The following is a 22,666-nucleotide window of genomic DNA, read 5'->3' as shown; positions in this document are numbered from 1 at the left end:
GGTTACACCGCCGTGTGCTGGCGAATGGCGCTGATGATGCTGTTGGTGTTCCAGGCACACTCGGCATGTGCCGCCTCACGTACCACCGTGGAAATCCGCTCGGCGCCGAACGGTTTGATCGCAATGATCACCTTGCCCATGCGCTTGGCGATCTCGATTTCCTTGTTGATCCACTTGCTGTAGGTGGAGTACATCCCGGCCATGATCAATACCGCCGAACACGGACGGATCTTGTTTTCGATGGCCTCCTCAAGTTGTTTGTCGGTTTTCGCGCCGACAATCGGGTTGTCCGGTGGCACCGAAAAATTCTTGTAGGCGAAGCCGGGCTTGGCGTTGAGCAGGCGCACGAGACTGTCGTGGGCGTCGGAGTAGTTCCACGAGTGGCTGATGAACAGATGGTAGGTTTGCATGGGTGTCCCTCGATGTCGCTGGAGTGCGAAGAGGGTTTGAAACTAGGCGATTGCAGGGCGGCGACAAGAGGCCGGCGCGGAAAGAGAAATGCCCTACAAGCGAGCGTGCGCACGTCTTACAGAAAGGTCTGATGTTTAGGCGGGGGAAGATCCAGCCGCCGACCACCCCGCGTAAAGCCGGGCGGTCGGCACGTCTGTTTAGTAGCCGTTTTCCGGCAGGCTGGCGATGATCGAGCGGTAGCTGTTCATCCGTTGCTGCTGCACGCGGCCATCTTCAAGGGCCTTGAGCAGGGCGCAACCGGGTTCGCGGTCATGCTTGCAGTCGCGGAAGCGGCAGGTGCCCAGCAGGTCGTTGAACTCGATGAAGCCGGCTTCGACGTCGGCACGGCTGACGTGGCCCAGGCCGAATTCGCGGATACCCGGGGAGTCGATCAACTCGCCGCCGCCGGGGAAGTGGAACAACCGCGCGGTCGTGGTGGTGTGGGTGCCCTGGCCGGACAGCTCGGACAGCGGGCCGACGCGGGTCTCGACATCCGGCAGCAGGCTGTTGACCAGCGACGACTTGCCGACACCGGACTGGCCGACGAACACGCTGATGCGTCCGTCCAGTTGCGTCTGCAACTGCTCCATACCGTTACCGTGATGCGCCGACACTTCCAGCACCGGGTAACCGAGGGTGCGGTATACGGCGAGCAAGGCATTCAGCGCAGGGGCGTTGTTTTCGTCGATCAAGTCGAATTTGTTCAGCAGCAGCAGCGGCTTGATGCCCGCATGTTCGGCCGCCACCAGGTAGCGGTCGATCAGGTTGGCGTGGGGCTCGGGCAGCGGTGCAAACACGATGACGATCATGTCGACGTTGGCCGCCACCGGCTTGAGCTGACCACGGCTGTCCGGGCGGCACAGCTCGGTGTTGCGCGGCAGTTGCGCCACGATCACACCGATGCCCTGGTTGCCGGCGCGCCACACCACCTGATCGCCGGTCACCAGCGCCGGCAGGTTCGCGCGCAGGTGGCAACGGAACACCTGGCCGGCGAGCTCGCCATCGCGGGCCTCGACCTCGACCTGCACACCGAAGTGCGCGATCACCAGACCGTGCTGTTCCGGGCCCAGATCGCCGCCCTCAAGTGCCTCGACAGCCGAGGACTCGCGTTTGGCGGCGCGGGCAGCGCGTTCGCCCTGAATCTTTTCGATGCGCCAGTTTTGGCGGCGATTGAGTTGGCGTTTGGCCATGGGTGTTCCGTATAAAGAATGCAGCGATTAGGTAAAACGGCCGCGAGTTTAGCACGCCCGGCCACCGGCCTAGGCTAAACTGCGCAGCATTGCTTAGGAGCCGAACATGCAAAATCCGCAGAACCTGATCTGGATCGACCTGGAAATGACCGGTCTGAACCCTGATACCGACGTCATCATCGAAATGGCCACCATCGTCACCGACAGTGACCTGAACACCCTGGCCGAAGGCCCGGTGATCGCCATTCACCACAGCGACGAAATCCTCGCCGGCATGGACGAGTGGAACACCCGTCAGCATGGTGGTTCCGGGCTGACCCAGCGGGTTCGCGATAGCCGTATCAGCATGGCCGAAGCCGAAGCCGAAACCATTGCCTTCCTGGAGCAGTGGGTGCCGAAGGGCAAATCGCCGATCTGCGGCAACAGCATCTGCCAGGACCGTCGCTTCCTTTATACCCACATGAAATCCCTGGAAAGCTATTTCCACTACCGCAACCTCGACGTGTCCACGCTCAAAGAGCTGGCGGCGCGCTGGGCACCGGACGTGCGTGACAGCTTCAAGAAGGGCAGCACCCACCTGGCGCTGGACGACATCCGCGAATCCATTGCCGAGTTGCAGCACTACCGCAAGCACTTCATCAAATTCTGATCGGGCTCCCCTGTAGGGGCTGCGGCAGCCCCTACAGGGGGTTGTGGGCTTTGGTGAATTGAGTAGACTGCGCGCCTTTTCGCAAGGACCGCCACCATGTTGCTGATGCTCTACCTGATCGCCATCACCGCCGAAGCCATGACCGGCGCCCTGTCTGCCGGGCGTCGTGGCATGGACTGGTTTGGCGTGGTGCTGATCGCTTGCGTCACGGCACTGGGGGGCGGTTCGGTGCGCGATGTGCTACTCGGGCATTACCCGCTGACGTGGGTCAAACATCCGGAATACCTGGTGCTGACCACGGCTGCGGCGATGATTACCGTGTTCACGGCACGCTGGATGCGGCATTTGCGCTCACTGTTTCTGGTGCTCGATGCCATGGGGCTGGTGGCCTTCACCCTGATCGGCTGCATCACCGCCCTGGAAATGGGCCATGGCATGTTGGTCGCGTCGGTCAGCGGCGTGATCACCGGAGTATTTGGCGGCATCCTGCGGGACATTTTCTGCAACGATATTCCGCTGATCTTCCGGCGTGAGCTGTATGCCAGCGTCTCGTTTGCGGCGGCGTGGTGCTACATGCTCTGTCTGTACCTGAACTTGCCTGGGGAGCAGGCGATTCTGATCACCCTGTTCGGCGGATTCCTGTTGCGCTTGTTGGCGATCCGTTTCCACTGGGAAATGCCCAAGTTCGTCTACAACGACGAGGCTTGAAGCCCCGATCCCCTGCGGCAGCTCCTACACGAGGCCGTGTTGTTTCAGGGCCCACTCGACGTGTTCGCGGACCAGTTCGGACGGATGCTCGCGCCGCGCTTTCAACGCCTCCAGCACCGGGATCGTCGAAGGCGCATTGCCCAGGCCTATCGCCAGGTTGCGCAACCAGTTTTCGTAACCGGTCCGACGCAGCGGCGAGCCTTCGGTGCTGCTCAGGAATTTCTCCTCATCCCACATGAACAGTTCCGCCAGTCCGGCGTTATCCAGGTTGTGCCGCGGCTTGAAGTCGCTTTCACCGGACGGGCGGGCGAAGCGGTTCCAGGGGCAGACAATCTGGCAATCATCGCAACCGAACACCCGATTGCCGATCAGCGGCCGCAGGTCTTGCGGGATCGCGCCTTTGAGTTCGATGGTCAGGTAGGAAATGCAGCGCCGGGCATCCAGCACATAAGGGCCGACGAAAGCATGGGTCGGACAGATGTCGAGGCAGGCACTGCACCGACCGCAGTGTTCGGTGGCGTGGGGTGGGTCTACCGGCAGCGGCAAGTCAACGAACAGCTCGGCGAGGAAGAAATAACTGCCTGCCTTGCGATTCAACACCAGGGTGTTTTTGCCAATCCAGCCCAGGCCGGCCTGTTCGGCGATGGCTTTTTCCAGCACTGGTGCGCTGTCGACAAAGGCACGGAAACCAAACGGGCCGATTTCTGCCTGAATCTTGTCCGCCAGTTGTTGTACGCGCTTGCGGATCAATTTGTGGTAATCACGACCCAGGGCATAACGCGAGACGTAGGCTTTTTCCGGCTGGGCGAGCATTTTCGCCATGTGGGTGTCGCCCGCCAGGTAGTCCATGCGCAGCGAAACCACGCGCAAAGTGCCGGGCACCAGCTCCTCCGGGTGTGAGCGTTTGCTGCCGTGGGCGCCCATGTAGTCCATTTCGCCGTGGTAGCCGGCGGCGAGCCAGCGCTCCAGGTGGTGCTCGTGCTCGCCCAGGTCGAGGCCGCTGATGCCGACTTGTTGAAAGCCCAGCTCGCGGCCCCAGTCCTTGATGGATTGGGCGAGGGCAGGCAGGTCTGTGGTAATAGCAGGCATGAGGCGAGAGAAACCGGAGCTGAGGTGCGTATAATTCTGCCAGACATCGGAGCCCGAAGACGCATGCCGCACACTAAAGATGAATTACCCGACGCACTGTACAGTGCCGCGCAAGTGCGAGCACTCGACGCGAGCCTGATCGCCGCCGGCACACCGGGCTTCGAATTGATGCAGCGCGCGGCGCGGGCGACGTGGCGGGCGCTGGTGCGGCAATGGCCGACAGCGAACGAACTCAGTGTACTCGCCGGCCATGGCAACAACGCCGGGGACGGGTATCTGGTGGCCGTGTTGGCCCTGCGCGCAGGCTGGTCCGTCCGGGTATTGGCGGTGGGAGATCCGCAGCGCCTGCAGGGGGACGCGGCCTTGGCACATGCCGAGGCGGTATCTGAAAAAGTGCTCATCGAGCCCTGGACCGCACAATCCGGATTGCGCGGCATCGTCCTGGATGCTTTGCTTGGCACCGGACTGAGCGGTGAGGTGCGTGAGCCGTATGCCAGCGCCATCACCGCGATCAATGTGAGCGGGCTGCCGGTTGCGGCGGTGGATATTCCTTCAGGACTGTGCGCCGATACCGGTCGTGTCCTCGGCGTGGCGGTGCAGGCCGACCTGACCGTGACCTTCATCGGCTTGAAATTGGGATTGTTCACCGGCGAGGCGGCGGATGTGGTCGGCGAACTGCTGTTCAACGACTTGCACGCAGACCCCCGGTTGATAGAAGGCGCTGCTTTCACCGCCCGTCGCCTGAGCGCAGCTAATCTGCCGCGTCCAGCAGCGCGGGCGCCAGCTTCCCACAAAGGCAGATTCGGCCATGTGTTGCTGATCGGTGGCGATCGCGGGTTGGGTGGCGCGATCCTGCTGAGCGCGCAAAGTGCGTTGCGCAGCGGTGCGGGCATGGTGTCGGTGGCGACCCGCAGCGAACATGTCGCGGCCGCACTGGCGCGGATCCCCGAGGCGATGGTGCTGGGCACTTCCTCGGCCAATCAGTTGATGGATTTGCTGCAAAAGGTTTCCGTGTTGGTTGTCGGCCCGGGGCTGGGGCAGGCGGGTTGGGGGCGCAGCTTGTTGTCGGCCGCCGCTAACGCAGCGTTGCCGCAAGTCTGGGACGCCGATGCGCTGAACCTGCTGGCCGAGGAGCGTGTGAGTTTGCCCAGGGATTGTGTGATCACCCCGCATCCGGGCGAAGCGGCGCGGTTGCTCGGAATGAGCACGGCGCAGGTTCAAGCCGACCGACCGGCAGCGGCCCATGCATTGAGCAAGAAATATTCGGCGGTCGTGGTGCTCAAGGGGGCCGGGAGCCTGATCGCCAGTCCCGACGGGCGGCTGGCCGTCTGTCATCAGGGCCATCCGGCGATGGCTACTGCCGGATTAGGCGATGTTCTGGCTGGTTTGCTCGGCGCATTGCTGGCCCAGGGCATGGAGCCCTTCGACGCGGCCTGCCTGGCGGTCTGGCTGCACGCCAATGCCGGCGAACAGCTAGGAAAATTCGGCCGTGGACTGGCGGCCAGTGATCTGATTCCAGTCATTCGTCAGTTGTTGGAGGAGCAAGCACCGTGTCTGAAGTAACCCTGTACCTGGCCGATGAGCAGGCCATGAGCGACTTTGGCGCACGCATTGCCCGAATCACCCAAGGCCATGGCCTGATCTTCCTCGAGGGCAACCTGGGGATGGGCAAAACCACGTTGTCCCGAGGCATCATCCGCGGCCTGGGGCATGTCGGGGCAGTAAAAAGTCCGACCTTCACCCTGGTAGAGCCCTACGAGATTGGCGACATTCGCGCCTTCCATTTCGATTTGTACCGTCTGGTCGATCCGGAGGAGCTGGAGTTCCTCGGTATCCGCGACTACTTCGAAGACGATGCCCTGTGTCTGATCGAGTGGCCCGACAAAGGTGCAGGCTTTTTGCCAAAGCCGGACCTGACCATTACCATTAGCCCGCAAGACAGCGGGCGTTCGCTGAAAATTTTATCCCAGGGCTCGCGTGGCGAGGCCTGGTGTGCCGCTTTGGCATTGGAATCCAAATAAATGATGGGGTTAGGTATGCGCTTTCGCGCGTTGGTTGCTGCCGTAGGGGTGTTGTTTCTGGCGGTGACCGTCGACGCTGTGGCCGATTCGAAGGTCAACAGTGTTCGTCTGTGGCGGGCACCGGACAACACACGTCTGGTGTTTGACCTGACCGGCCCGGTGCAACACAGCGTCTTCACCCTGACCGCGCCGGATCGCCTGGTCATCGACATCAATGGTGCGACCCTCGGTGCGCCACTCAACGTCAACACGTCGAATACTCCGATTACCGCCATGCGCTCGGCTCAACGCACGCCGACCGACCTGCGGGTGGTCATCGATCTGAAAAAGGCGGTGACACCAAAAAGCTTTTCCCTGGCGCCGAACGCCCAGTACGGCAACCGCTTGGTGGTCGATCTGTTCGATAACGCCGCGGATGCCGCGCCTCCCCCAGCGCCGACACCGACTGTGGCCACGATGCCCGCCGTGCCGGTCACGCCTGTGGAGCCTGCAATCAAGCTGCCGCCGGCCCCGGCCGGCAAGCGCGACATCATTGTGGTGATCGACGCCGGACACGGTGGTGAAGATCCGGGCGCATCGGGTTCTCGCGGCCAGCGTGAGAAAGACGTGGTGTTGCAGATCGCCCGCGAATTGCAACGCCAGATCAACGGCATGAAAGGTTTCCGCGCCGAACTGACCCGAACCGGCGATTACTTCATTCCGTTGCGTGGCCGTACCGAAATTGCCCGCAAGAAAGGCGCCGACCTGTTCGTCTCGATCCACGCCGACGCCGCGCCTTCTACCGCCGCTTTCGGTGCCTCGGTATTTGCCCTGTCCGATCGTGGTGCGACCTCGGAGACGGCCCGCTGGCTGGCTGACAGCGAAAACCGTTCCGACCTGATCGGTGGTGCGGGCAACGTCAGCCTCGATGACAAGGACCGCATGCTCGCCGGCGTGCTGCTCGACCTGTCGATGACGGCATCCCTGACGTCCAGCCTGAACGTTGGCCAGAGGGTGCTGAGCAACATTGGCCGGGTTACGCCTCTGCACAAGCAGCGGGTCGAACAGGCCGGTTTCATGGTGCTGAAGTCGCCGGATATTCCGTCGATCCTGGTGGAAACCGGGTTCATCTCCAACGCCAACGAAGCCTCGAAACTCGCGGCATCGAACCATCAGCAGGCACTGGCGCGTTCGATCAGCAGCGGCGTGCGCCAGTTCTTCCAGCAGAACCCGCCGCCGGGCACTTACATTGCCTGGCTGCGCGACTCCGGCAAGATCGTGCAGGGGCCACGTGACCACCGCGTCAATCCGGGCGAGACCCTGGCGATGATCGCCGTGCGTTATCAGGTGTCGCCCGCGGCCCTGCGCAGTGCCAACAACCTGTCGAGCGATGAGCTCAAGATCGGTCAGCACCTGACCATTCCGGGCACTGAACTGGCGGCCAAAGAATGAATCAGCTCGTGAACAACGGCGCTCGGATCGAGCTGCTCAGCCCGCGACTGGCGAACCAGATTGCCGCCGGTGAGGTGGTCGAGCGTCCGGCTTCGGTGATCAAGGAACTGCTGGAAAACAGCCTCGACTCCGGTGCCAGGCGCATCGACGTCGATGTGGAGCAGGGCGGCGTCAAATTGCTGCGGGTGCGCGACGACGGTAGCGGCATTTCCGCCGATGACCTGCCGCTGGCGCTGGCCCGCCACGCCACCAGCAAGATCCGCAACCTGGAAGACCTCGAACAGGTCATGAGCCTGGGCTTTCGCGGTGAGGCCCTGGCATCGATCAGCTCCGTCGCGCGCCTGACCCTGACCTCCCGCACCCGCGACGCCGATCAGGCCTGGCAGGTCGAGACCGAAGGCCGTGACATGGCACCCCGCGTGCAGCCTGCGGCGCATCCGGTGGGCACCTCGGTTGAAGTGCGCGACCTGTTCTTCAACACACCGGCGCGACGCAAGTTTCTCAAGACCGAAAAAACCGAATTCGATCACCTGCAGGAAGTGATCAGGCGTCTGGCCCTGGCGCGCTTCGATGTGGCGTTCCATCTGCGCCACAACGGCAAGACCATCCTCAGCCTGCACGAGGCCCATGATGATGCGGCCCGTGCCCGGCGCGTGGCGGCGATTTGCGGGCCGGGCTTCCTGGAGCAGGCCCTGCCGATCGAAATCGAGCGCAACGGCCTGCATTTATGGGGCTGGGTCGGCCTGCCGACCTTCAACCGCAGCCAGGCCGACTTGCAGTATTTCTTCGTCAATGGCCGTGCCGTGCGCGACAAGCTGGTGGCCCACGCGGTACGCCAGGCCTATCGCGACGTGCTGTTCAACGGTCGGCACCCGACCTTCGTGCTGTTTTTCGAGGTCGATCCGACCGGCGTCGACGTCAACGTGCACCCGACCAAGCACGAAGTGCGCTTCCGCGAAGGGCGCATGGTTCACGATTTCCTCTACGGCACCTTACACCGCGCCTTGGGCGATGTGCGCCCCGATGATCATCTGGCTGCACCGGTTGCCACGGCCATCGTCCGGCCTACCGGCCTCGAAGCCGGTGAATTCGGGCCCCAGGGCGAAATGCGCCTGGCCGCCAATGCCCTGCTGGAACAGCCTCAGGCCCAGCCGTCGTTCAATGCACCGGCAGGTTCGGGTGCTGGCGCCGGTTATCAATATCAGTACACACCACGTCCGCAGTCCGGTGTTCCGGTCGCTGAAGCGCAGGCCGCCTACCGCGAGTTTTTTGCGCCGCTGCCCGAGGCCAATGCCGTCGCGCTACCGGCCGGGCAGGACGACATCCCGCCGCTGGGTTATGCGCTGGCACAACTCAAGGGCATCTACATCCTTTCGGAAAACGCCCAGGGCCTGGTGCTGGTGGACATGCACGCCGCCCACGAGCGGATCATGTATGAGCGTCTGAAGGTGGCGATGGCCAGCGAGGGCCTGAGTGGTCAGCCGTTGCTGGTGCCGGAGTCCCTGGCCGTCAGTCAGCGTGAAGCCGATTGCGCCGAGGAGCATGTCGCCTGGTTCCAGCGCCTGGGCTTTGAGTTGCAGCGCCTGGGCCCGGAAACCCTGGCCATCCGGCAGATCCCGGCACTGCTCAAGCAGGCCGAAGCCAACCGGCTGGTCGCGGACGTCCTGGCGGATCTGATGGAATTCGGCACCAGCGACCGCATTCAGGCGCACCTGAACGAGTTGCTCGGGACCATGGCCTGCCACGGTGCGGTTCGGGCGAACCGGCGTCTGGCCCTGCCGGAAATGAATGCCCTGCTGCGTGACATGGAAAACACCGAGCGCAGCGGTCAATGCAACCATGGCCGACCGACCTGGACCCAACTGGGCCTGGACGATCTGGACAAACTGTTCTTGCGCGGTCGTTGATGAGCCAGCTCCCACCTGCGATTTTCCTGATGGGCCCGACCGCCGCCGGCAAGACTGACCTGGCCATCGAACTCACCAAGGTCCTGCCTTGCGAGTTGATCAGCGTCGATTCGGCGCTGGTCTACCGTGGCATGGATATCGGCACCGCCAAGCCTTCCAAAGAGCTGCTGGCGCAATATCCGCACCGTCTGATCGATATTCTCGATCCGGCCGAGAGCTATTCGGCTGCGGATTTCCGCCGTGACGCCCTGCAAGCCATGGCCGAGATCACCGCGCGTGGAAAAATTCCGCTGCTGGTAGGCGGCACGATGCTCTATTACAAGGCTTTGGTTGAAGGCCTGGCGCAGATGCCGGCCGCCGATCCGCACGTGCGCGCCCAGATCGAAGAAGAGGCTGCACGCCTTGGCTGGCAAGCCCTGCACGACCAGTTGGCAGTGATCGACCCGGTTTCTGCCGCGCGTATTCATCCGAACGATCCGCAGCGTCTGAGTCGAGCACTGGAAGTTTATCGGGTAAGCGGTCAGAGCATGACTGCGCTACGCTTGCAACAATCTGCGCAAAGTACCGAAGCAGCCGCTTCGGGACAGCAACAATTGCCCTATACTGTCGCGAACTTGGCTATTGCCCCGGCAAATCGCCAGGTACTGCACGAGCGAATTAAACAAAGATTCACTTTAATGTTGGAACAGGGATTCATTGACGAGGTCGTAGCCCTGCGTAATAGAGGTGACCTGCATGCCGGGATGCCGTCTATACGTGCAGTAGGCTACCGCCAAGTCTGGGACTACCTGGATGGCAAGCTGACGTCAGCCGAGATGCAGGAGCGTGGAATCATTGCCACGCGCCAATTGGCGAAACGCCAGTTCACCTGGCTGCGCAGTTGGACTGACCTGCATTGGCTGGACAGTCTGGATTGCGACAATCTGCCGCGCGCCTTGAAATACCTGGGGACCATCTCCATATTGAGCTGAGTCCTTGCAATTGCCGTCTATCCTTGGGGGTGTGGCGGCTAAAGCCATCTGTTTACCTATTTTTTATATTGAATCCTTAAAGGAGTGCGGCACATGTCAAAAGGGCATTCGCTACAAGACCCTTACTTGAATACTTTACGTAAAGAGAAAGTTGGGGTGTCCATCTACCTGGTCAACGGTATCAAACTGCAAGGAACGATCGAGTCGTTCGACCAGTTCGTCATCCTGCTGAAAAACACCGTAAGCCAGATGGTCTACAAGCACGCTATCTCTACAGTGGTACCGGTGCGTCCAATTCGTCTGCCTAGCGCAACCGAATCCGATGCAGGTGACGCTGAGCCAGGTAACGCCTGATAGGAGTCTCCTTTGTTCTTTGAGCGCCACGGTGGTGGTGAGCGAGTGATCCTCGTTCACTTGGATGGACAGGACCCTGAGGCGCGCGAAGATCCGCAGGAGTTTCAGGAATTGGCTAATTCGGCCGGCGCCGAGACCGTTGCGTTTTTTAACGTGCCGCGTCATCGGCCAACCGCCAAATTTCTGATTGGCAGTGGCAAGGTCGAGGAGCTACGCGATCTGGTCCATGCCGAAGAAGCAGACCTGGTCATCTTCAATCACGTCCTCACACCCAGTCAGGAACGTAACCTCGAACGGGTCTTCGAGTGTCGCGTGATCGACCGCACCGGTCTGATTCTCGATATTTTCGCGCAACGCGCCCGCACCCATGAAGGCAAGCTCCAGGTAGAACTGGCCCAGCTTGACCACATGAGCACCCGGCTGGTTCGTGGCTGGACCCACCTTGAGCGCCAGGCTGGCGGTATCGGCATGCGTGGCCCGGGTGAAACCCAGCTGGAAACCGACCGTCGTCTGCTCCGGGTTCGCCTGCGGCAGATCAAGGGCCGCCTGGAAAAAGTGCGCAGTCAGCGCGAACAGTCGCGACGCGGCCGTTCCCGTGCGGATATTCCTACCGTGTCCCTGGTGGGCTATACCAACGCCGGTAAATCCACGCTCTTCAATAACGTGACGAAATCCGACGTGTACGCGGCTGACCAGTTGTTTGCCACGCTGGACCCGACCTTGCGCCGTCTGGAACTGGACGACCTGGGGCCGATTGTCCTGGCCGACACTGTGGGTTTCATTCGCCACTTGCCCCACAAGCTGGTCGAGGCATTTCGGTCTACGCTCGAAGAGTCGAGCAACTCCGACCTGTTGCTGCACGTGATCGATGCGGCCGAACCGGATCGCATGTTGCAGATCGAGCAGGTGATGGTGGTGCTGGGTGAGATTGGTGCCCAGGACTTGCCGATCCTCGAGGTCTATAACAAACTCGATTTGCTTGAAGGCGTTGAGCCACAAATCCAGCGCGACGAAAACGGCAGGCCCCAACGGGTCTGGCTCTCGGCACGTGATGGCACAGGTCTGGAATTGCTTGAGCAAGCCATTGCCGAGTTGCTGGGCAGTGAATTGTTTGTCGGTACCTTGCGCTTGCCTCAGCGTTTTGCGCGTCTGCGTGCACAGTTTTTCGAGCTGGGCGCGGTACAGAAAGAAGAATACGACGAAGAAGGTGTCAGCTTGCTGGCCGTTCGATTGCCGCGCTCGGAGCTCAATCGACTGGTCAGCCGTGAAGGCGTTGTGCCGACGGAGTTTATCGAGCAACACACTTTGCAATAAAAGCCTGAGAAAGCGGTTGTGCCGTGGTGACAGGCATTCTGTAGCATTGGTCGGCGCGCCGTGGGTGCGTCTTTGCTTTATCAGATGGAGAGCGCTATGGCTTGGAATGAGCCGGGTGGCAACTCGAATAATCAGGATCCTTGGGGTGGCAAGCGTCGTAACAACGGCGACCGCAAGGGGCCACCGGATCTCGACGAGGCCTTCCGAAAGCTGCAGGAAAGCCTGAACGGTTTGTTCGGTGGTGGTAAAAAACGTGGTGGCGACGACGGCGGTGGTCCGGGCAAGAGTGGCGGCTTTGGCGGCCTGCTCGGCATCGGCCTGGTCGTGTTGGCCGCCGTTTGGCTGTACAGCGCGGTTTATGTCGTCGACGAGCAGGAGCAGGCCGTGGTGCTGCGCTTCGGCAAGTACTACGAAACCGTGGGGCCGGGCCTGAATATCTATTTCCCGCCGATCGACAAGAAGTACATGGAAAACGTCACGCGTGAGCGTGCCTACACCAAGCAGGGCCAGATGCTGACCGAAGACGAGAACATCGTCGAAGTGCCGCTGACCGTGCAGTACAAGATCAGCAACCTGCAGGATTTCGTGCTGAGCGTCGATCAGCCGGAAATCAGCCTGCAGCACGCGACCGACAGCGCCTTGCGCCATGTGGTGGGTTCCACCGCAATGGACCAGGTACTGACCGAAGGTCGTGAGTTGATGGCCAGCGAGATCAAGGAGCGTCTGCAACGCTTCATGGACACCTATCGCACCGGTATCACCGTTACCCAGGTCAACGTTCAGAGCGCAGCGGCACCGCGCGAAGTCCAGGAAGCCTTCGATGACGTGATCCGTGCCCGGGAAGACGAGCAGCGTTCGCGCAACCAGGCCGAAACCTATGCCAACGGCGTCGTGCCGGAAGCCCGTGGTCAGGCCCAGCGCATCCTCGAGGATGCCAATGGTTACCGTGACGAAACCGTCTCGCGCGCCAAGGGTGAGGCCGATCGCTTCACCAAGCTGGTTGCCGAGTACCGCAAGGCGCCTGAAGTCACCCGCCAGCGTCTGTACCTGGACACCATGCAGGAAGTCTTCAGCAACACCAGCAAGGTGCTCGTGACCGGCAACAAGAACGGCCAGAGCAACCTGCTGTACCTGCCGCTGGACAAGATGGTCGAAAGTGGTCGCAACACCGGCACTCCGGTGACCAGTGCGGCAGCCACCAGCAATGAAGCGAATGCACGTGCGGCAGCTGATCTGCAGCAACAGCAAGCACGTACCAGGGAGAGTCGCTGATGAGCAATAAATCGCTGATCGCCCTTATTGTCGGCGTCGTCCTGGCGATCGCTGCCTGGAACTGCTTCTACATCGTGGCTCAGACCGAGCGTGCGGTGTTGCTGCAGTTCGGTCGCGTGGTCCAGACCGATGTTCAGCCAGGCCTGCATGTGAAAGTGCCTTACGTTAACCAGGTGCGTAAATTCGACGCACGCCTGATGACGCTGGATGCGCCGACACAGCGCTTCCTGACGCTGGAAAAGAAAGCTGTGATGGTCGATGCCTACGCCAAATGGCGCGTGAAGGACGCAGAGCGTTACTACACCGCGACTTCCGGCCTCAAGCAGATCGCCGACGAGCGTCTGTCCCGTCGTCTGGAATCGGGCCTGCGTGACCAGTTCGGTAAGCGCACCTTGCACGAAGTGGTCTCCGGTGAGCGCGATGCGTTGATGGCGGACATTACTGCTTCGTTGAACAAGATGGCTGAAAAGGAACTGGGCATCGAAGTGGTCGATGTACGGGTCAAGACCATCGACCTGCCGAAAGAAGTGAACCGCAGCGTGTTCGAACGTATGAGCACCGAGCGTGAGCGTGAAGCTCGCGAGCACCGCGCCAAGGGTAACGAGCTGGCCGAAGGCATCCGTGCCGACGCCGATCGTCAACGCCGCGTGCTGCTGGCTGAAGCCTATCGTGAGTCCGAAGAGGTTCGCGGTGACGGCGATGCCCAGGCCGCTGCGATCTACTCCAAGGCCTACGGTCAGGATCAGGAGTTCTACGCGTTCTACCGTAGCCTGCGTGCCTACCGTGAAAGCTTCGCGAACAAATCCGACGTCATGGTCCTCGACCCAAGCAGCGACTTCTTCCACTACCTGGAAAAAGCCAAGCCTTGATACGACGTTGACCTGATTTATCCCCCGCCGGGCGGCTAAAACCTCTGGCGGGGTGATCCTTTGGGAAAACGTGTGTATGATGCGGCAGCCGGGAAATTCCCGGCTTTTTTGCGTCTGCATGTTTGATTGCTGTTTTAAAGCAGATGCCGGGCCGATTGGCTCGACAGTTTTTCGAGGAAAGTGGTTGGCGAAGCCGGTAGAAGGGCTTTTCGCTCCGTCGCTCATGCGCGTGGTTTGTGCGCAAGCCGATCATTTTCTGCTTCACTCAAGGCTCGCCGACAGGCTGGTCGCCCGGAGATAGGGGAAGGCGTAATGGCAACGGTAGACCGCTGGCTTCTGCCAGATGGCATCGAAGAAGTACTGCCACCGGAAGCTGCGCGTATTGAAGTCGCGCGTCGTCAGGTGTTGGATCTGTTCCAGAGCTGGGGTTACGAGTTTGTCGTGACTCCCCATATCGAGTACCTGGAATCCCTGCTGACCGGCGCGGGCCAGGACCTGGATCTGCGCACCTTCAAGGTCATCGACCCGCAATCGGGCCGCCAGATGGGTTTCCGTGCCGACATCACGCCGCAAGTGGCGCGCATCGATGCGCACACCCTGCGTCGCGAAGGTCCGAGCCGCCTGTGCTATGCCGGCAGCGTGCTGCATGCCCAGCCGCGTGCCTTGTCGTCCTCGCGCAGCCCGATTCAGCTGGGTGCCGAGTTGTACGGCGACGGCAGCCCGAGCAGCGACGTCGAAGTCATCAGCCTGATGCTGGCCATGCTGCAACTGGCCGATGTGCCGGATGTGCACATGGACCTCGGTCATGTCGGCATCTATCGCGGCCTGGCCCGCGCGGCCGGTTTGTCCGGTGAAGTCGAGCAGCAGTTGTTCGATGCCTTGCAACGCAAGGCCATCGATGAGGTCATTACCTTGACCGAAGGTTTGCCTGCCGATCTGTCGGGCATGCTGCGGGCGTTGGTCGACCTGTGTGGCGGTCGTGAAGTGCTGGCTGCGGCCCGCGAGCGTCTGGCCAAGGCGCCTGCCCCGGTTCTGGCGGCCCTGGACGACCTGCTGGCAATTGCCGAGCGGCTGTCCGTGCGGTTCCCTGAGCTGCCGCTGTATTTCGACCTGGGCGAGCTGCGTGGCTACCACTACCACACCGGTGTGGTGTTCGCCGTGTTCGTCCCGGGTGTTGGCCAGTCCATTGCCCAGGGCGGTCGTTACGACGACATCGGCGCCGACTTCGGTCGTGCCCGTCCGGCGACCGGTTTTTCCACCGATTTGAAAACCCTGGTGACCCTGGGGCGTGCTGAGATCGAGCTACCGTCTGGCGGTATCTGGATGCCTGACAGTACGGATGCGGCACTCTGGCAGCAGGTTTGCCAGTTGCGCAGTGAGGGTCAGCGTGTCGTTCAGGCCTTGCCTGGACAACCTTTGGCCGCCGCCCGTGAAGCGGACTGCGACCGGCAATTGATTCAGCAGAACGGGCTTTGGCAAGTATCGCCACTGGCTTCTTGAGTTTTCCTGCCGGCTGCCGCCGGCACCAAGTTTGCGCGAATGAGGACAAGTGTTATGGGTAAGAATGTCGTAGTCCTGGGCACCCAATGGGGTGATGAGGGCAAAGGCAAGATCGTTGATCTGCTGACCGAACATGCTGCCGCCGTAGTGCGCTACCAGGGTGGCCACAACGCGGGCCACACTCTGGTGATCGATGGCGAAAAAACCGTCTTGCACCTGATTCCGTCGGGCGTGCTGCGCGAAGGCGTACAGTGCCTGATCGGCAACGGCGTGGTGGTAGCACCTGACGCCCTGCTGCGCGAGATCACCAAGCTGGAAGAAAAAGGTGTGCCGGTGCGCGAGCGCCTGCGTATCAGCCCGTCCTGCCCGCTGATCCTGTCCTTCCACGTTGCGCTGGACCAGGCGCGTGAAAAGGCCCGTGGCGAGCTGAAGATCGGTACCACCGGTCGCGGCATCGGCCCGGCCTACGAAGACAAGGTTGCACGTCGTGGCCTGCGTGTGGGCGACCTGCTCAACATGCCGCGCTTTGAAGACAAGCTGCGTGAACTGGTGGATTACCACAACTTCATGCTGGTGGGTTACTACAAAGAGCCGGCCATCGACTTCGACAAGACCCTGGCCGAGTGCAAGGAATACGCTGAGCTGCTCAAGCCGCTGATGCTGGATGTGACTGCCGAGCTGCACGACCTGCGTCGCGCTGGCAAAGACATCATGTTCGAGGGCGCCCAAGGCTCCCTGCTGGACATCGACCACGGTACCTACCCGTACGTGACCAGCTCCAACACCACCGCTGGCGGCGTTGCTACCGGTTCGGGTGTCGGCCCTATGTTCCTGGACTACATCCTGGGCATCACCAAGGCTTACACCACGCGTGTAGGTTCGGGTCCATTCCCGACGGAGCTGTTCGACGAAGTCGGTGCGCACCTGGCCAAACAAGGTCACGAGTTCGGCGCGACTACCGGCCGTGCTCGTCGTTGTGGCTGGTTTGACGCTGTTATCCTGCGCCGCGCTATCGATGTGAACAGCATCTCGGGCATCTGCCTGACCAAGCTGGACGTGCTCGACGGTCTGGAAACCATCAACATCTGCGTCGGCTACAAAGACGCAGAAGGCAAGGCCGTTGCCCCGACTGATGCTGACAGCTACGTGGGCCTGCAGCCTGTGTACGAAGAAGTGCCGGGCTGGACCGAGTCGACCGTGGGTGCCAAAACCCTGGAAGAGCTGCCAGCTAACGCCCGTGCTTACATCAAGCGCGTTGAAGAGCTGATCGGTGCGCCGATCGACATTATTTCGACGGGCCCGGACCGCAACGAAACCATCGTTCTGCGTCATCCGTTTGCTTGATAAGTCGTTGATGTAAAACACAAAGGCTCCTTAATCGGGGCCTTTGTCGTATTTGTCTGCAGGACGGCATGACCTTTGCTGTAAATATCCTCAAAAGAATGCCATCAAAATAATGGCGTCCAAGTAGAGGGATTCACAGTGTCGGCCGTTCTCTCACTGTTACAAAGCCGTTTGTTGCGGCCTGTGTTCGTTACCCTGGGTATCGCCCTTTTGGTGCAGGTGCTGGTGGCTGTTGCTCTGACCCGGAGCACGGTGACCGCGCTCGAAGCCGATCTGGGCACGCGCCTGGGCGCGGACAGTCAAAAACTTTCCGCCGAGCTCGAGCAGGCCGGGCGTGAAGTCACGTCCAGTCTGGACAGCCTTTCTACCAGTACACGTCAGCGCCTCACGGCCGGTTTGTCCTCGCGTCTTGAGGAAGAGCAGGCGCAATTGCGTTCGACCCTGGAAAAGGACCTGAAGGACTCCGCCAGCGATATGGCGCAGCTTCTGGCTTCGGTCGCGCCCCGCGCCATGTGGGACAACGACATTCCGACACTGTCTGAATTCGCCCGCCGGGCCCAGCGCAATCCCAATGTGCTGTTCGTGGTGTATGACGACGCTACCGGTCAGCACCTGACGCGCTACCTCAACCGGGAAAACCCGATCAACAAGGCACTGCTGGAAAAAGGCCAGGGCGAGCGGGCGCTCGACAAGGTGCTGGATGCGGCGAAGAACGATCCTTCGGTCTTCTACATCGAGGCCTCGATCAACCCCAATGGCGTGGAAATCGGCAAGGTCCTGATGGGGGTCTCGACGGCTTCCGTGGAGACGGACCTTGCGGCCCTCGACAAGCGCTTCTCGGCCTTGATCGCCAGCAGCGACCAACTGGTCGGCGACAGCCTCAAAGGCGCGGCTGCCGACAGTGCAACGGCGATGCGCGCGCGTCTGCAGTCGGCGCAGTCCACCGCGGCTGAAATGAAAGCCAACACCACCAGCACGGTACAGGAAGCCGCTGCAACATTGCGCTGGCGCATCGGCGTGTGTCTGGCCGTCGTGGGTTTTGGTGTCCTGCTGTTGCTGGCGGTGGTGCTCGGTCGTCGAGTGGTCAATCGCCTGAAGATGCTGATCGTTGCCATGGATGACCTGGCAGCGGGTGAGGGCGACCTGACCAAGCGTGTGCAGATCAACAGCAAGGACGAAATCGGCGACATGGCCTCGGCGGTCAATCGCTTTGTGGATAAGTTGCAGCCGATCGTGCGCGAGGCGGGCGATGTGGCTCAGCGTACCGGCGTCGAGATTGGTGCCATGACCCTGCGCAACGCGGGTGCGGACGCAGCGGCTGGCATGCAGCGTGACGAAGTGGCGGAGAGTTTGCGTGCCCTGTCGCAAATGGCGGATGAGGCGCAGTCGGAAAGCCACGCCATGCAGGCGGCGCTGAAACAGGTGGTGGAGATTCGTCAGGCCACCGATGAAAACACCCGGACCTCGGCGAAAGTCGGCAGCCTGATCGAGGAACTGGCGGGGCAGGTCAATACCGGCGCCCAGGTGATCGAGCGCCTGGCGCAGCAAAGCCAGCAGATTGAAGTGGTGTTGACGGTGATTCACGGCATCGCCGAGCAGACCAACCTGCTGGCGCTGAACGCGGCTATTGAAGCGGCGCGTGCCGGCGAGACCGGGCGTGGGTTTGCGGTGGTGGCAGATGAGGTGCGGGCACTGGCGAGCAAGACGCAGAGCTCCACTGGCGATATCCAGGCGCATATCGTGGCATTGCAGCAGGGCGCGCGCGAGGCGGTCGCGGCAATCGGTCAGGCCGGACGCCAGGCCAACGAAGGTTTGGTGGTGCTGCGTGACAGTGCACGGTTGCAGCAGTCGGTGCAGGCGTCGGTTGAACAGGTGCATGCGGCGATCGGTCTGGCGACCCAGGCCGCGGCGCATCAGGCGCAAGGGGCGCAAGCGGTGCGAGGGCGGGTCCAGACCATTCATGCCCAGGCTGAGAAAGCGGCTCAGGCGGTGGTGGAAACCACGGCCAGCGGCAAGGTGCTGGATGGGTTGGCGGCGCAGTTGAAGGCGAGCCTGGGGCAGTTCAGGGCTTGATTGGTTGTTGGTGCCGGCCCCTTCGCGAGCAAGCCCGCTCCCACAGTGGTCCTCTGTCGAACACAAATATGATGTTCACAAAGGGCCACTGTGGGAGCGGGCTTGCTCGCGAATACGGTTTTAGCGGCTCAGATACATCCGGGTCGTCAGCAGATAGACCGGCAACCCTGACACTAATATCAATAGCGCCGCATAAGGCGCCGCCGCGGCAAATTCCACATTCGCGGTATGCGCCCAGACTTCCGTTGCCAATGTATTGAGCCCCGTCGGACTCAGCAGTAAGGTCGCCGTCAGTTCTTTCATCGCATCCAGGAACACCAGGGCAAACGCTGCGCCCAGTGCCGGGAAAATGATCGGCAGTGTCACTCGACAGAACGCACTGAAAGACGAGGCGCCCAGTGTACGTGCCGCTTCTTCAAGCTGCGGTGCCGCCTTGTTCAGGGCGGTGCGAATCGGCGCCTGGGCCAGCGGCAGAAACAGCAGCGCATAGGCTATCAGCAGCAATGCCGAAGTCTGGTAAAGCATCGGCACATAGTGCAGGGCGAAATACACCAGGGTCAGGGCGATGACCAGTCCCGGCAGGGCATGCAGCAGATACGGCAAGCGCTCGGCCCAGATTGCCAGTTGGCCCTTGTAGCGCACGACCAGCAGGCCGACCGGCACCGCCAGCACCAGGCACACCGCAGCGCCACCCAGCGACAGCGCGAGGGATGACAGCAATGCTTCACCGATGGCTGCCATTGGAAAGGCTGCCGATGATCCGACTGCCAGCCAGTAAGCCAGCATGCCCAACGGAATCCCGCTGCCAATGATTGCCAGCAGCAGGCAATAAAGCTGTCCCGCCACAGCCCAGGGTCCCAGGTGAACCTGTTCCGCGCGTCGCGCCGCACCCTGGCCGGTGCGCACGTGTCGACCCTTGCCGCGCACGCGCAGCTCCAGCCACAACAACGCCAGGCACAGCATCAGCAGTACGGCGGAGAGCATCGCCGCATTGGCATTGCTGAATTCCAGCTCGAACTGCTGATAGATCGCGGTGGTGAAGGTTTGCAGGCCGATGATCGACAGCGCGCCGAATTCCACCAGCATGTGCAGGGCGATCAGCAAGGAACCGGCGAGCAGCGACGGCCAGAGCAGGGGCAAGGTGACCTTGAAGAATACGCCCCAGCGGTTCTGCCCCAGGGTGCGCGCCGACTCTTCCAGCGATGGGTCGAGATTGCGCAGGGTCGCCGCCACCGGCAGGAAAATCAGCGGGTATTTAGAGAGCGTCATCACCAGAATCGCCCCGCCGAGTCCCTCGAAATGAGCGCTCAATGAAACCCAGGTGAAGCTGCTGACAAACGCCGGTACGGCGAAGGGCAGGCACAGGATCACACCCCACAGGCGTCGCCCCGGCAGACTGCTGCGCTCCAGCAACCACGCCAGCGACAGGCCGATCACGCCGCAGGCCAGCGTCACGCCGACCATCAACGCCAGAGTGTTGCGCAGCAGTCCGAACACATAGGGGCGCCACAGCAAGTGCAGCGCCTCGGCCCAGCCTGCTTGCCAGGCCTTGAGCCCGACATAGGCCAACGGCAGCAGGCTGAGCACCACCAGTAGCAAAACCGGCAGGACCAGCCAGATTGACGGCCGCTTGCGTCGTGGCATGTACCCGCCATGCGCGGAAAGCGATGCGCTCATCAGTTCAGGCCAACGTCACGTTCCAGGTCCAGGGCTTCTTCGGCATTGCCCAGGTCGGCCGGCGTGACTTTCGGTGCTTGCAGCTCGTTGAATGGCTTGAGTCCGCGATCAGACTCCATGCCTTTGTGAAGCGGGTATTCGGCGGTGGTCTGGGTGATCACGCGCTGGCCTTCCTCGCTGGCCATGTAGGCGAGCAATTGCTGTGCTTCTTTAGGGTGTTTGCTGGATTTCAGGACGGCTGCGCTGGACACGGTGATCAGCCCGCCGACGTCGCCGCCGGTGAAGTAGTGCAGTTTCGAATCGAGCTGGCCCTTTTCACGCTGCAAGGCGAACCAGTAGTAGTTGTTGACCAGCACGGTGGCCACTTCGCCATTTTCCACGGCTTTGAGCGCGACCATATTGTTGCTGTAAGTCTTGCCGAATGCGCGCAGCCCGGTCAGCCATTCCTCGGCAGCGTCCATGCCGTGCACTTTGATGATGGCGACGGCTTGTTCCTGAAAGGCGCCGCTGGTAGGCACGAAGCCGACCTTGCCTTGCCATTTTGGATCGGAGAATTCCATCACCGAGGTCGGCAGGTCTTTCTCATCAATCAGCTTGGGGTTGTAGGCGACGACGCGCACCCGGGCAGTCACGCCAATCCAGGTGCCATTGCTGGCGACGTATTCCTTGGGCAGAACGGCCAGCGTGGCGTCATCCGCCCTGGCCAGCAGGCCTTGTTCGCCAAGTTTGTTCAGTGGCGGCGATTCTTCGGTGTAGATCACGTCGGCAGGGGAGCGATCGCCTTCTTCGACGACCTGGCTGGCGAGCTGGTTGCTGCTGCCTTTACGTACATTGACGTGGATCCCGGTCTTGGCTTCGAAGGCTTTGGCGACCGCGTCGCCGACTTCTTTGTGTTGGCCGTTGTAGAGCGTCAGGGAAACCGGGTCGGCGGCTTGGGTGAGGGGAGTGGCAAGTGCCAGGCCGAGCAGGGTAATGGTCAAGCCGCGGCGCAGGGTATTTCGAAACATCATTCTCGGGGTTCCTCACTGTCGCATTGCAAAAACTTGTAACAATGATAAACGATATTGTTTCTCAAATGCGCCTTGCAGGTTGGATTTGCTTTTGGTACGGGCTGCCGATGACCCTGTAGGAGCGAGCCTGCTCGCGATGGTCTCCAACGATAACGCGGGGTGCCTGCATGCCAGTGTTGTCTGGGCGCGCATCGCGAGCAGGCTCGCTCCTACAGAAGGGTGGTAGAGAACATTTCTGGATGCCAGAAACGCAAAAACCCGCTTTCGCGGGTTTTTGTGAAGTTAAAGGCCGTAACCTTGAACTTGAATTGGTGCCCAGAAGAAGACTCGAACTTCCACGACCGTAAGGTCACCAGCACCTGAAGCTGGCGTGTCTACCAATTTCACCATCTGGGCATTCATCTTCAGCGTTGCCGCTGTTGATGTGGCGCACTATACGGAGAGCGTTTTGATCTGTAAACCCCTGATTTTAAAAATTAATAAACCAGTGGTCCAGAATGCAAAAACCCGCTTTCGCGGGTTTTTGTGTGAGCCTTGAAATTGATCTAATCTCAAGCTCGAAATTGGTGCCCAGAAGAAGACTCGAACTTCCACGACCTTGCGGTCACCAGCACCTGAAGCTGGCGTGTCTACCAATTTCACCATCTGGGCAGTATCGGCAACGTCTCCGTCGTCGATGGCGCGCACTATACGGAGCGTCTTTTTAACTGTAAACCCCCGGAATCAAAAAAACCTGGAAAATTTCGCCAGCGGTCTTCAAAACAGCTTTGCGGTGTCGATACAGGGCTTTAGATGGGTCGTCTTAGCCTGAAATTTCCCGTTTCATTACGCCTATGC

At 61.1% G+C, this 22,666-nt stretch carries 19 protein-coding genes and 2 tRNA genes; 14 read left to right on the top strand and 7 right to left on the bottom strand.

Features of this window, described 5'->3' with window-relative positions; translation table 11 throughout:
* Positions 1 to 2 precede the first annotated feature (2 nt).
* A complete protein-coding gene (locus AC3WN7_RS02215; protein ID WP_095964692.1) occupies positions 3 to 410 on the bottom strand; it encodes a TIR domain-containing protein in 408 nt (135 codons plus the stop codon).
* Positions 411 to 608: 198 nt separating this feature from the next.
* Complete coding sequence (rsgA, locus tag AC3WN7_RS02210; RefSeq protein WP_007978809.1) at positions 609 to 1,640, bottom strand: small ribosomal subunit biogenesis GTPase RsgA; 1,032 nt, start codon at positions 1,638 to 1,640, stop codon at positions 609 to 611.
* A gap of 106 nt (positions 1,641 to 1,746) precedes the next feature.
* Between rsgA and orn the strand changes: the two genes are divergently transcribed.
* Together orn and AC3WN7_RS02200 are read left to right on the top strand one after the other, a co-directional pair.
* The gene (gene orn, locus AC3WN7_RS02205; protein ID WP_008048058.1) at positions 1,747 to 2,289 is read left to right on the top strand and encodes an oligoribonuclease; all 543 of its coding nucleotides are present in this window, start codon (positions 1,747 to 1,749) and stop codon (positions 2,287 to 2,289) included.
* Positions 2,290 to 2,385: 96 nt separating this feature from the next.
* Positions 2,386 to 2,997: a trimeric intracellular cation channel family protein gene (locus AC3WN7_RS02200; RefSeq protein ID WP_007973246.1), complete on the top strand. Its 612-nt coding sequence runs from the start codon at positions 2,386 to 2,388 to the stop codon at positions 2,995 to 2,997.
* A gap of 24 nt (positions 2,998 to 3,021) precedes the next feature.
* Here AC3WN7_RS02200 and queG read toward each other — a convergent pair whose 3' ends face one another.
* Positions 3,022 to 4,086, bottom strand: coding sequence for a tRNA epoxyqueuosine(34) reductase QueG (queG, locus tag AC3WN7_RS02195; protein WP_095964693.1), 1,065 nt, complete (start codon positions 4,084 to 4,086; stop codon positions 3,022 to 3,024).
* A 63-nt stretch (positions 4,087 to 4,149) separates the two neighbouring features.
* Between queG and AC3WN7_RS02190 the strand changes: the two genes are divergently transcribed.
* From AC3WN7_RS02190 to AC3WN7_RS02135, 12 genes are all read left to right on the top strand, one after another.
* A complete protein-coding gene (locus AC3WN7_RS02190; protein WP_102673162.1) occupies positions 4,150 to 5,649 on the top strand; it encodes an NAD(P)H-hydrate dehydratase in 1,500 nt (499 codons plus the stop codon).
* Positions 5,637 to 6,107 (top strand): tRNA (adenosine(37)-N6)-threonylcarbamoyltransferase complex ATPase subunit type 1 TsaE, encoded by a 471-nt coding sequence (gene tsaE, locus AC3WN7_RS02185; protein WP_007973252.1) that lies wholly within the window; start codon positions 5,637 to 5,639, stop codon positions 6,105 to 6,107. The genes AC3WN7_RS02190 and tsaE overlap by 13 nt, the downstream gene beginning before the upstream one ends.
* Positions 6,108 to 7,538, top strand: coding sequence for an N-acetylmuramoyl-L-alanine amidase (locus tag AC3WN7_RS02180; RefSeq protein WP_102673161.1), 1,431 nt, complete (start codon positions 6,108 to 6,110; stop codon positions 7,536 to 7,538).
* The gene (gene mutL, locus AC3WN7_RS02175; RefSeq protein WP_102673160.1) at positions 7,535 to 9,445 is read left to right on the top strand and encodes a DNA mismatch repair endonuclease MutL; all 1,911 of its coding nucleotides are present in this window, start codon (positions 7,535 to 7,537) and stop codon (positions 9,443 to 9,445) included. The genes AC3WN7_RS02180 and mutL overlap by 4 nt, the downstream gene beginning before the upstream one ends.
* Positions 9,445 to 10,416, top strand: coding sequence for a tRNA (adenosine(37)-N6)-dimethylallyltransferase MiaA (miaA, locus tag AC3WN7_RS02170; RefSeq protein ID WP_095964698.1), 972 nt, complete (start codon positions 9,445 to 9,447; stop codon positions 10,414 to 10,416). Before mutL ends, miaA begins: the two co-directional genes overlap by 1 nt.
* Positions 10,417 to 10,509: 93 nt before the next feature.
* Positions 10,510 to 10,770 (top strand): RNA chaperone Hfq, encoded by a 261-nt coding sequence (hfq, locus tag AC3WN7_RS02165; RefSeq protein WP_003221112.1) that lies wholly within the window; start codon positions 10,510 to 10,512, stop codon positions 10,768 to 10,770.
* Between the two features lie 12 nt (positions 10,771 to 10,782).
* Positions 10,783 to 12,084, top strand: a complete 1,302-nt coding sequence (hflX, locus tag AC3WN7_RS02160) for a ribosome rescue GTPase HflX (RefSeq protein WP_095964699.1) — start codon at positions 10,783 to 10,785, stop codon at positions 12,082 to 12,084.
* 96 nt (positions 12,085 to 12,180) lie between these two features.
* A complete protein-coding gene (gene hflK / locus AC3WN7_RS02155) occupies positions 12,181 to 13,356 on the top strand; it encodes an FtsH protease activity modulator HflK (RefSeq protein ID WP_007973262.1) in 1,176 nt (391 codons plus the stop codon).
* The gene (hflC, locus tag AC3WN7_RS02150) at positions 13,356 to 14,225 is read left to right on the top strand and encodes a protease modulator HflC (protein WP_102673159.1); all 870 of its coding nucleotides are present in this window, start codon (positions 13,356 to 13,358) and stop codon (positions 14,223 to 14,225) included. Before hflK ends, hflC begins: the two co-directional genes overlap by 1 nt.
* 312 nt (positions 14,226 to 14,537) lie before the next feature.
* Positions 14,538 to 15,725: an ATP phosphoribosyltransferase regulatory subunit gene (locus tag AC3WN7_RS02145; protein ID WP_007973265.1), complete on the top strand. Its 1,188-nt coding sequence runs from the start codon at positions 14,538 to 14,540 to the stop codon at positions 15,723 to 15,725.
* A 54-nt stretch (positions 15,726 to 15,779) separates the two neighbouring features.
* Entirely contained in the window at positions 15,780 to 17,069 is a 1,290-nt protein-coding gene (locus AC3WN7_RS02140; protein ID WP_007973267.1) for an adenylosuccinate synthase, read from the top strand.
* Between the two features lie 138 nt (positions 17,070 to 17,207).
* Entirely contained in the window at positions 17,208 to 19,142 is a 1,935-nt protein-coding gene (locus AC3WN7_RS02135; RefSeq protein ID WP_102673158.1) for a methyl-accepting chemotaxis protein, read from the top strand.
* A 120-nt stretch (positions 19,143 to 19,262) separates the two neighbouring features.
* On the opposite strand, the gene AC3WN7_RS02130 is transcribed toward AC3WN7_RS02135, so the two are convergent.
* The 4 genes from AC3WN7_RS02130 to AC3WN7_RS02115 all read right to left on the bottom strand — a co-directional run bounded on the left by AC3WN7_RS02130 (position 19,263) and on the right by AC3WN7_RS02115 (position 22,480).
* Positions 19,263 to 20,819, bottom strand: a complete 1,557-nt coding sequence (locus AC3WN7_RS02130) for an ABC transporter permease (protein ID WP_102673157.1) — start codon at positions 20,817 to 20,819, stop codon at positions 19,263 to 19,265.
* On the bottom strand, positions 20,819 to 21,829 hold the full coding sequence (locus tag AC3WN7_RS02125) for an iron ABC transporter substrate-binding protein (protein WP_095964702.1): 1,011 nt from the start codon (positions 21,827 to 21,829) through the stop codon (positions 20,819 to 20,821). Before AC3WN7_RS02125 ends, AC3WN7_RS02130 begins: the two co-directional genes overlap by 1 nt.
* Before the next feature lie 309 nt (positions 21,830 to 22,138).
* Positions 22,139 to 22,225, bottom strand: a tRNA-Leu gene (locus AC3WN7_RS02120).
* 168 nt (positions 22,226 to 22,393) lie between these two features.
* Positions 22,394 to 22,480 (bottom strand) — tRNA-Leu (locus AC3WN7_RS02115).
* Positions 22,481 to 22,666 lie beyond the last annotated feature (186 nt).

The sequence above is a fragment of the Pseudomonas sp. FW305-70 genome, assembly GCF_058783925.1.
The sequence above is the reverse complement of the archived record's forward strand: the minus strand, read 5'-3'. Positions and strand labels throughout refer to the sequence as shown.

Excerpts from the sequence above, each read along its gene's own strand:
- AC3WN7_RS02125 (WP_095964702.1), bottom strand. The coding sequence starts at position 21,829 with ATGATGTTTCGAAATACCCTGCGCCGCGGCTTGACCATTACCCTGCTC.
- AC3WN7_RS02215 (WP_095964692.1), bottom strand. The coding sequence starts at position 410 with ATGCAAACCTACCATCTGTTCATCAGCCACTCGTGGAACTACTCCGAC.
- AC3WN7_RS02180 (WP_102673161.1), top strand. The coding sequence starts at position 6,108 with ATGATGGGGTTAGGTATGCGCTTTCGCGCGTTGGTTGCTGCCGTAGGG.
- AC3WN7_RS02130 (WP_102673157.1), bottom strand. The coding sequence starts at position 20,819 with ATGAGCGCATCGCTTTCCGCGCATGGCGGGTACATGCCACGACGCAAG.
- AC3WN7_RS02200 (WP_007973246.1), top strand. The coding sequence starts at position 2,386 with ATGTTGCTGATGCTCTACCTGATCGCCATCACCGCCGAAGCCATGACC.
- hflK (WP_007973262.1), top strand. The coding sequence starts at position 12,181 with ATGGCTTGGAATGAGCCGGGTGGCAACTCGAATAATCAGGATCCTTGG.
- AC3WN7_RS02140 (WP_007973267.1), top strand. The coding sequence starts at position 15,780 with ATGGGTAAGAATGTCGTAGTCCTGGGCACCCAATGGGGTGATGAGGGC.
- hfq (WP_003221112.1), top strand. The coding sequence starts at position 10,510 with ATGTCAAAAGGGCATTCGCTACAAGACCCTTACTTGAATACTTTACGT.
- rsgA (WP_007978809.1), bottom strand. The coding sequence starts at position 1,640 with ATGGCCAAACGCCAACTCAATCGCCGCCAAAACTGGCGCATCGAAAAG.
- mutL (WP_102673160.1), top strand. The coding sequence starts at position 7,535 with ATGAATCAGCTCGTGAACAACGGCGCTCGGATCGAGCTGCTCAGCCCG.
- miaA (WP_095964698.1), top strand. The coding sequence starts at position 9,445 with ATGAGCCAGCTCCCACCTGCGATTTTCCTGATGGGCCCGACCGCCGCC.
- queG (WP_095964693.1), bottom strand. The coding sequence starts at position 4,086 with ATGCCTGCTATTACCACAGACCTGCCTGCCCTCGCCCAATCCATCAAG.
- AC3WN7_RS02145 (WP_007973265.1), top strand. The coding sequence starts at position 14,538 with ATGGCAACGGTAGACCGCTGGCTTCTGCCAGATGGCATCGAAGAAGTA.
- AC3WN7_RS02190 (WP_102673162.1), top strand. The coding sequence starts at position 4,150 with ATGCCGCACACTAAAGATGAATTACCCGACGCACTGTACAGTGCCGCG.
- hflC (WP_102673159.1), top strand. The coding sequence starts at position 13,356 with ATGAGCAATAAATCGCTGATCGCCCTTATTGTCGGCGTCGTCCTGGCG.
- orn (WP_008048058.1), top strand. The coding sequence starts at position 1,747 with ATGCAAAATCCGCAGAACCTGATCTGGATCGACCTGGAAATGACCGGT.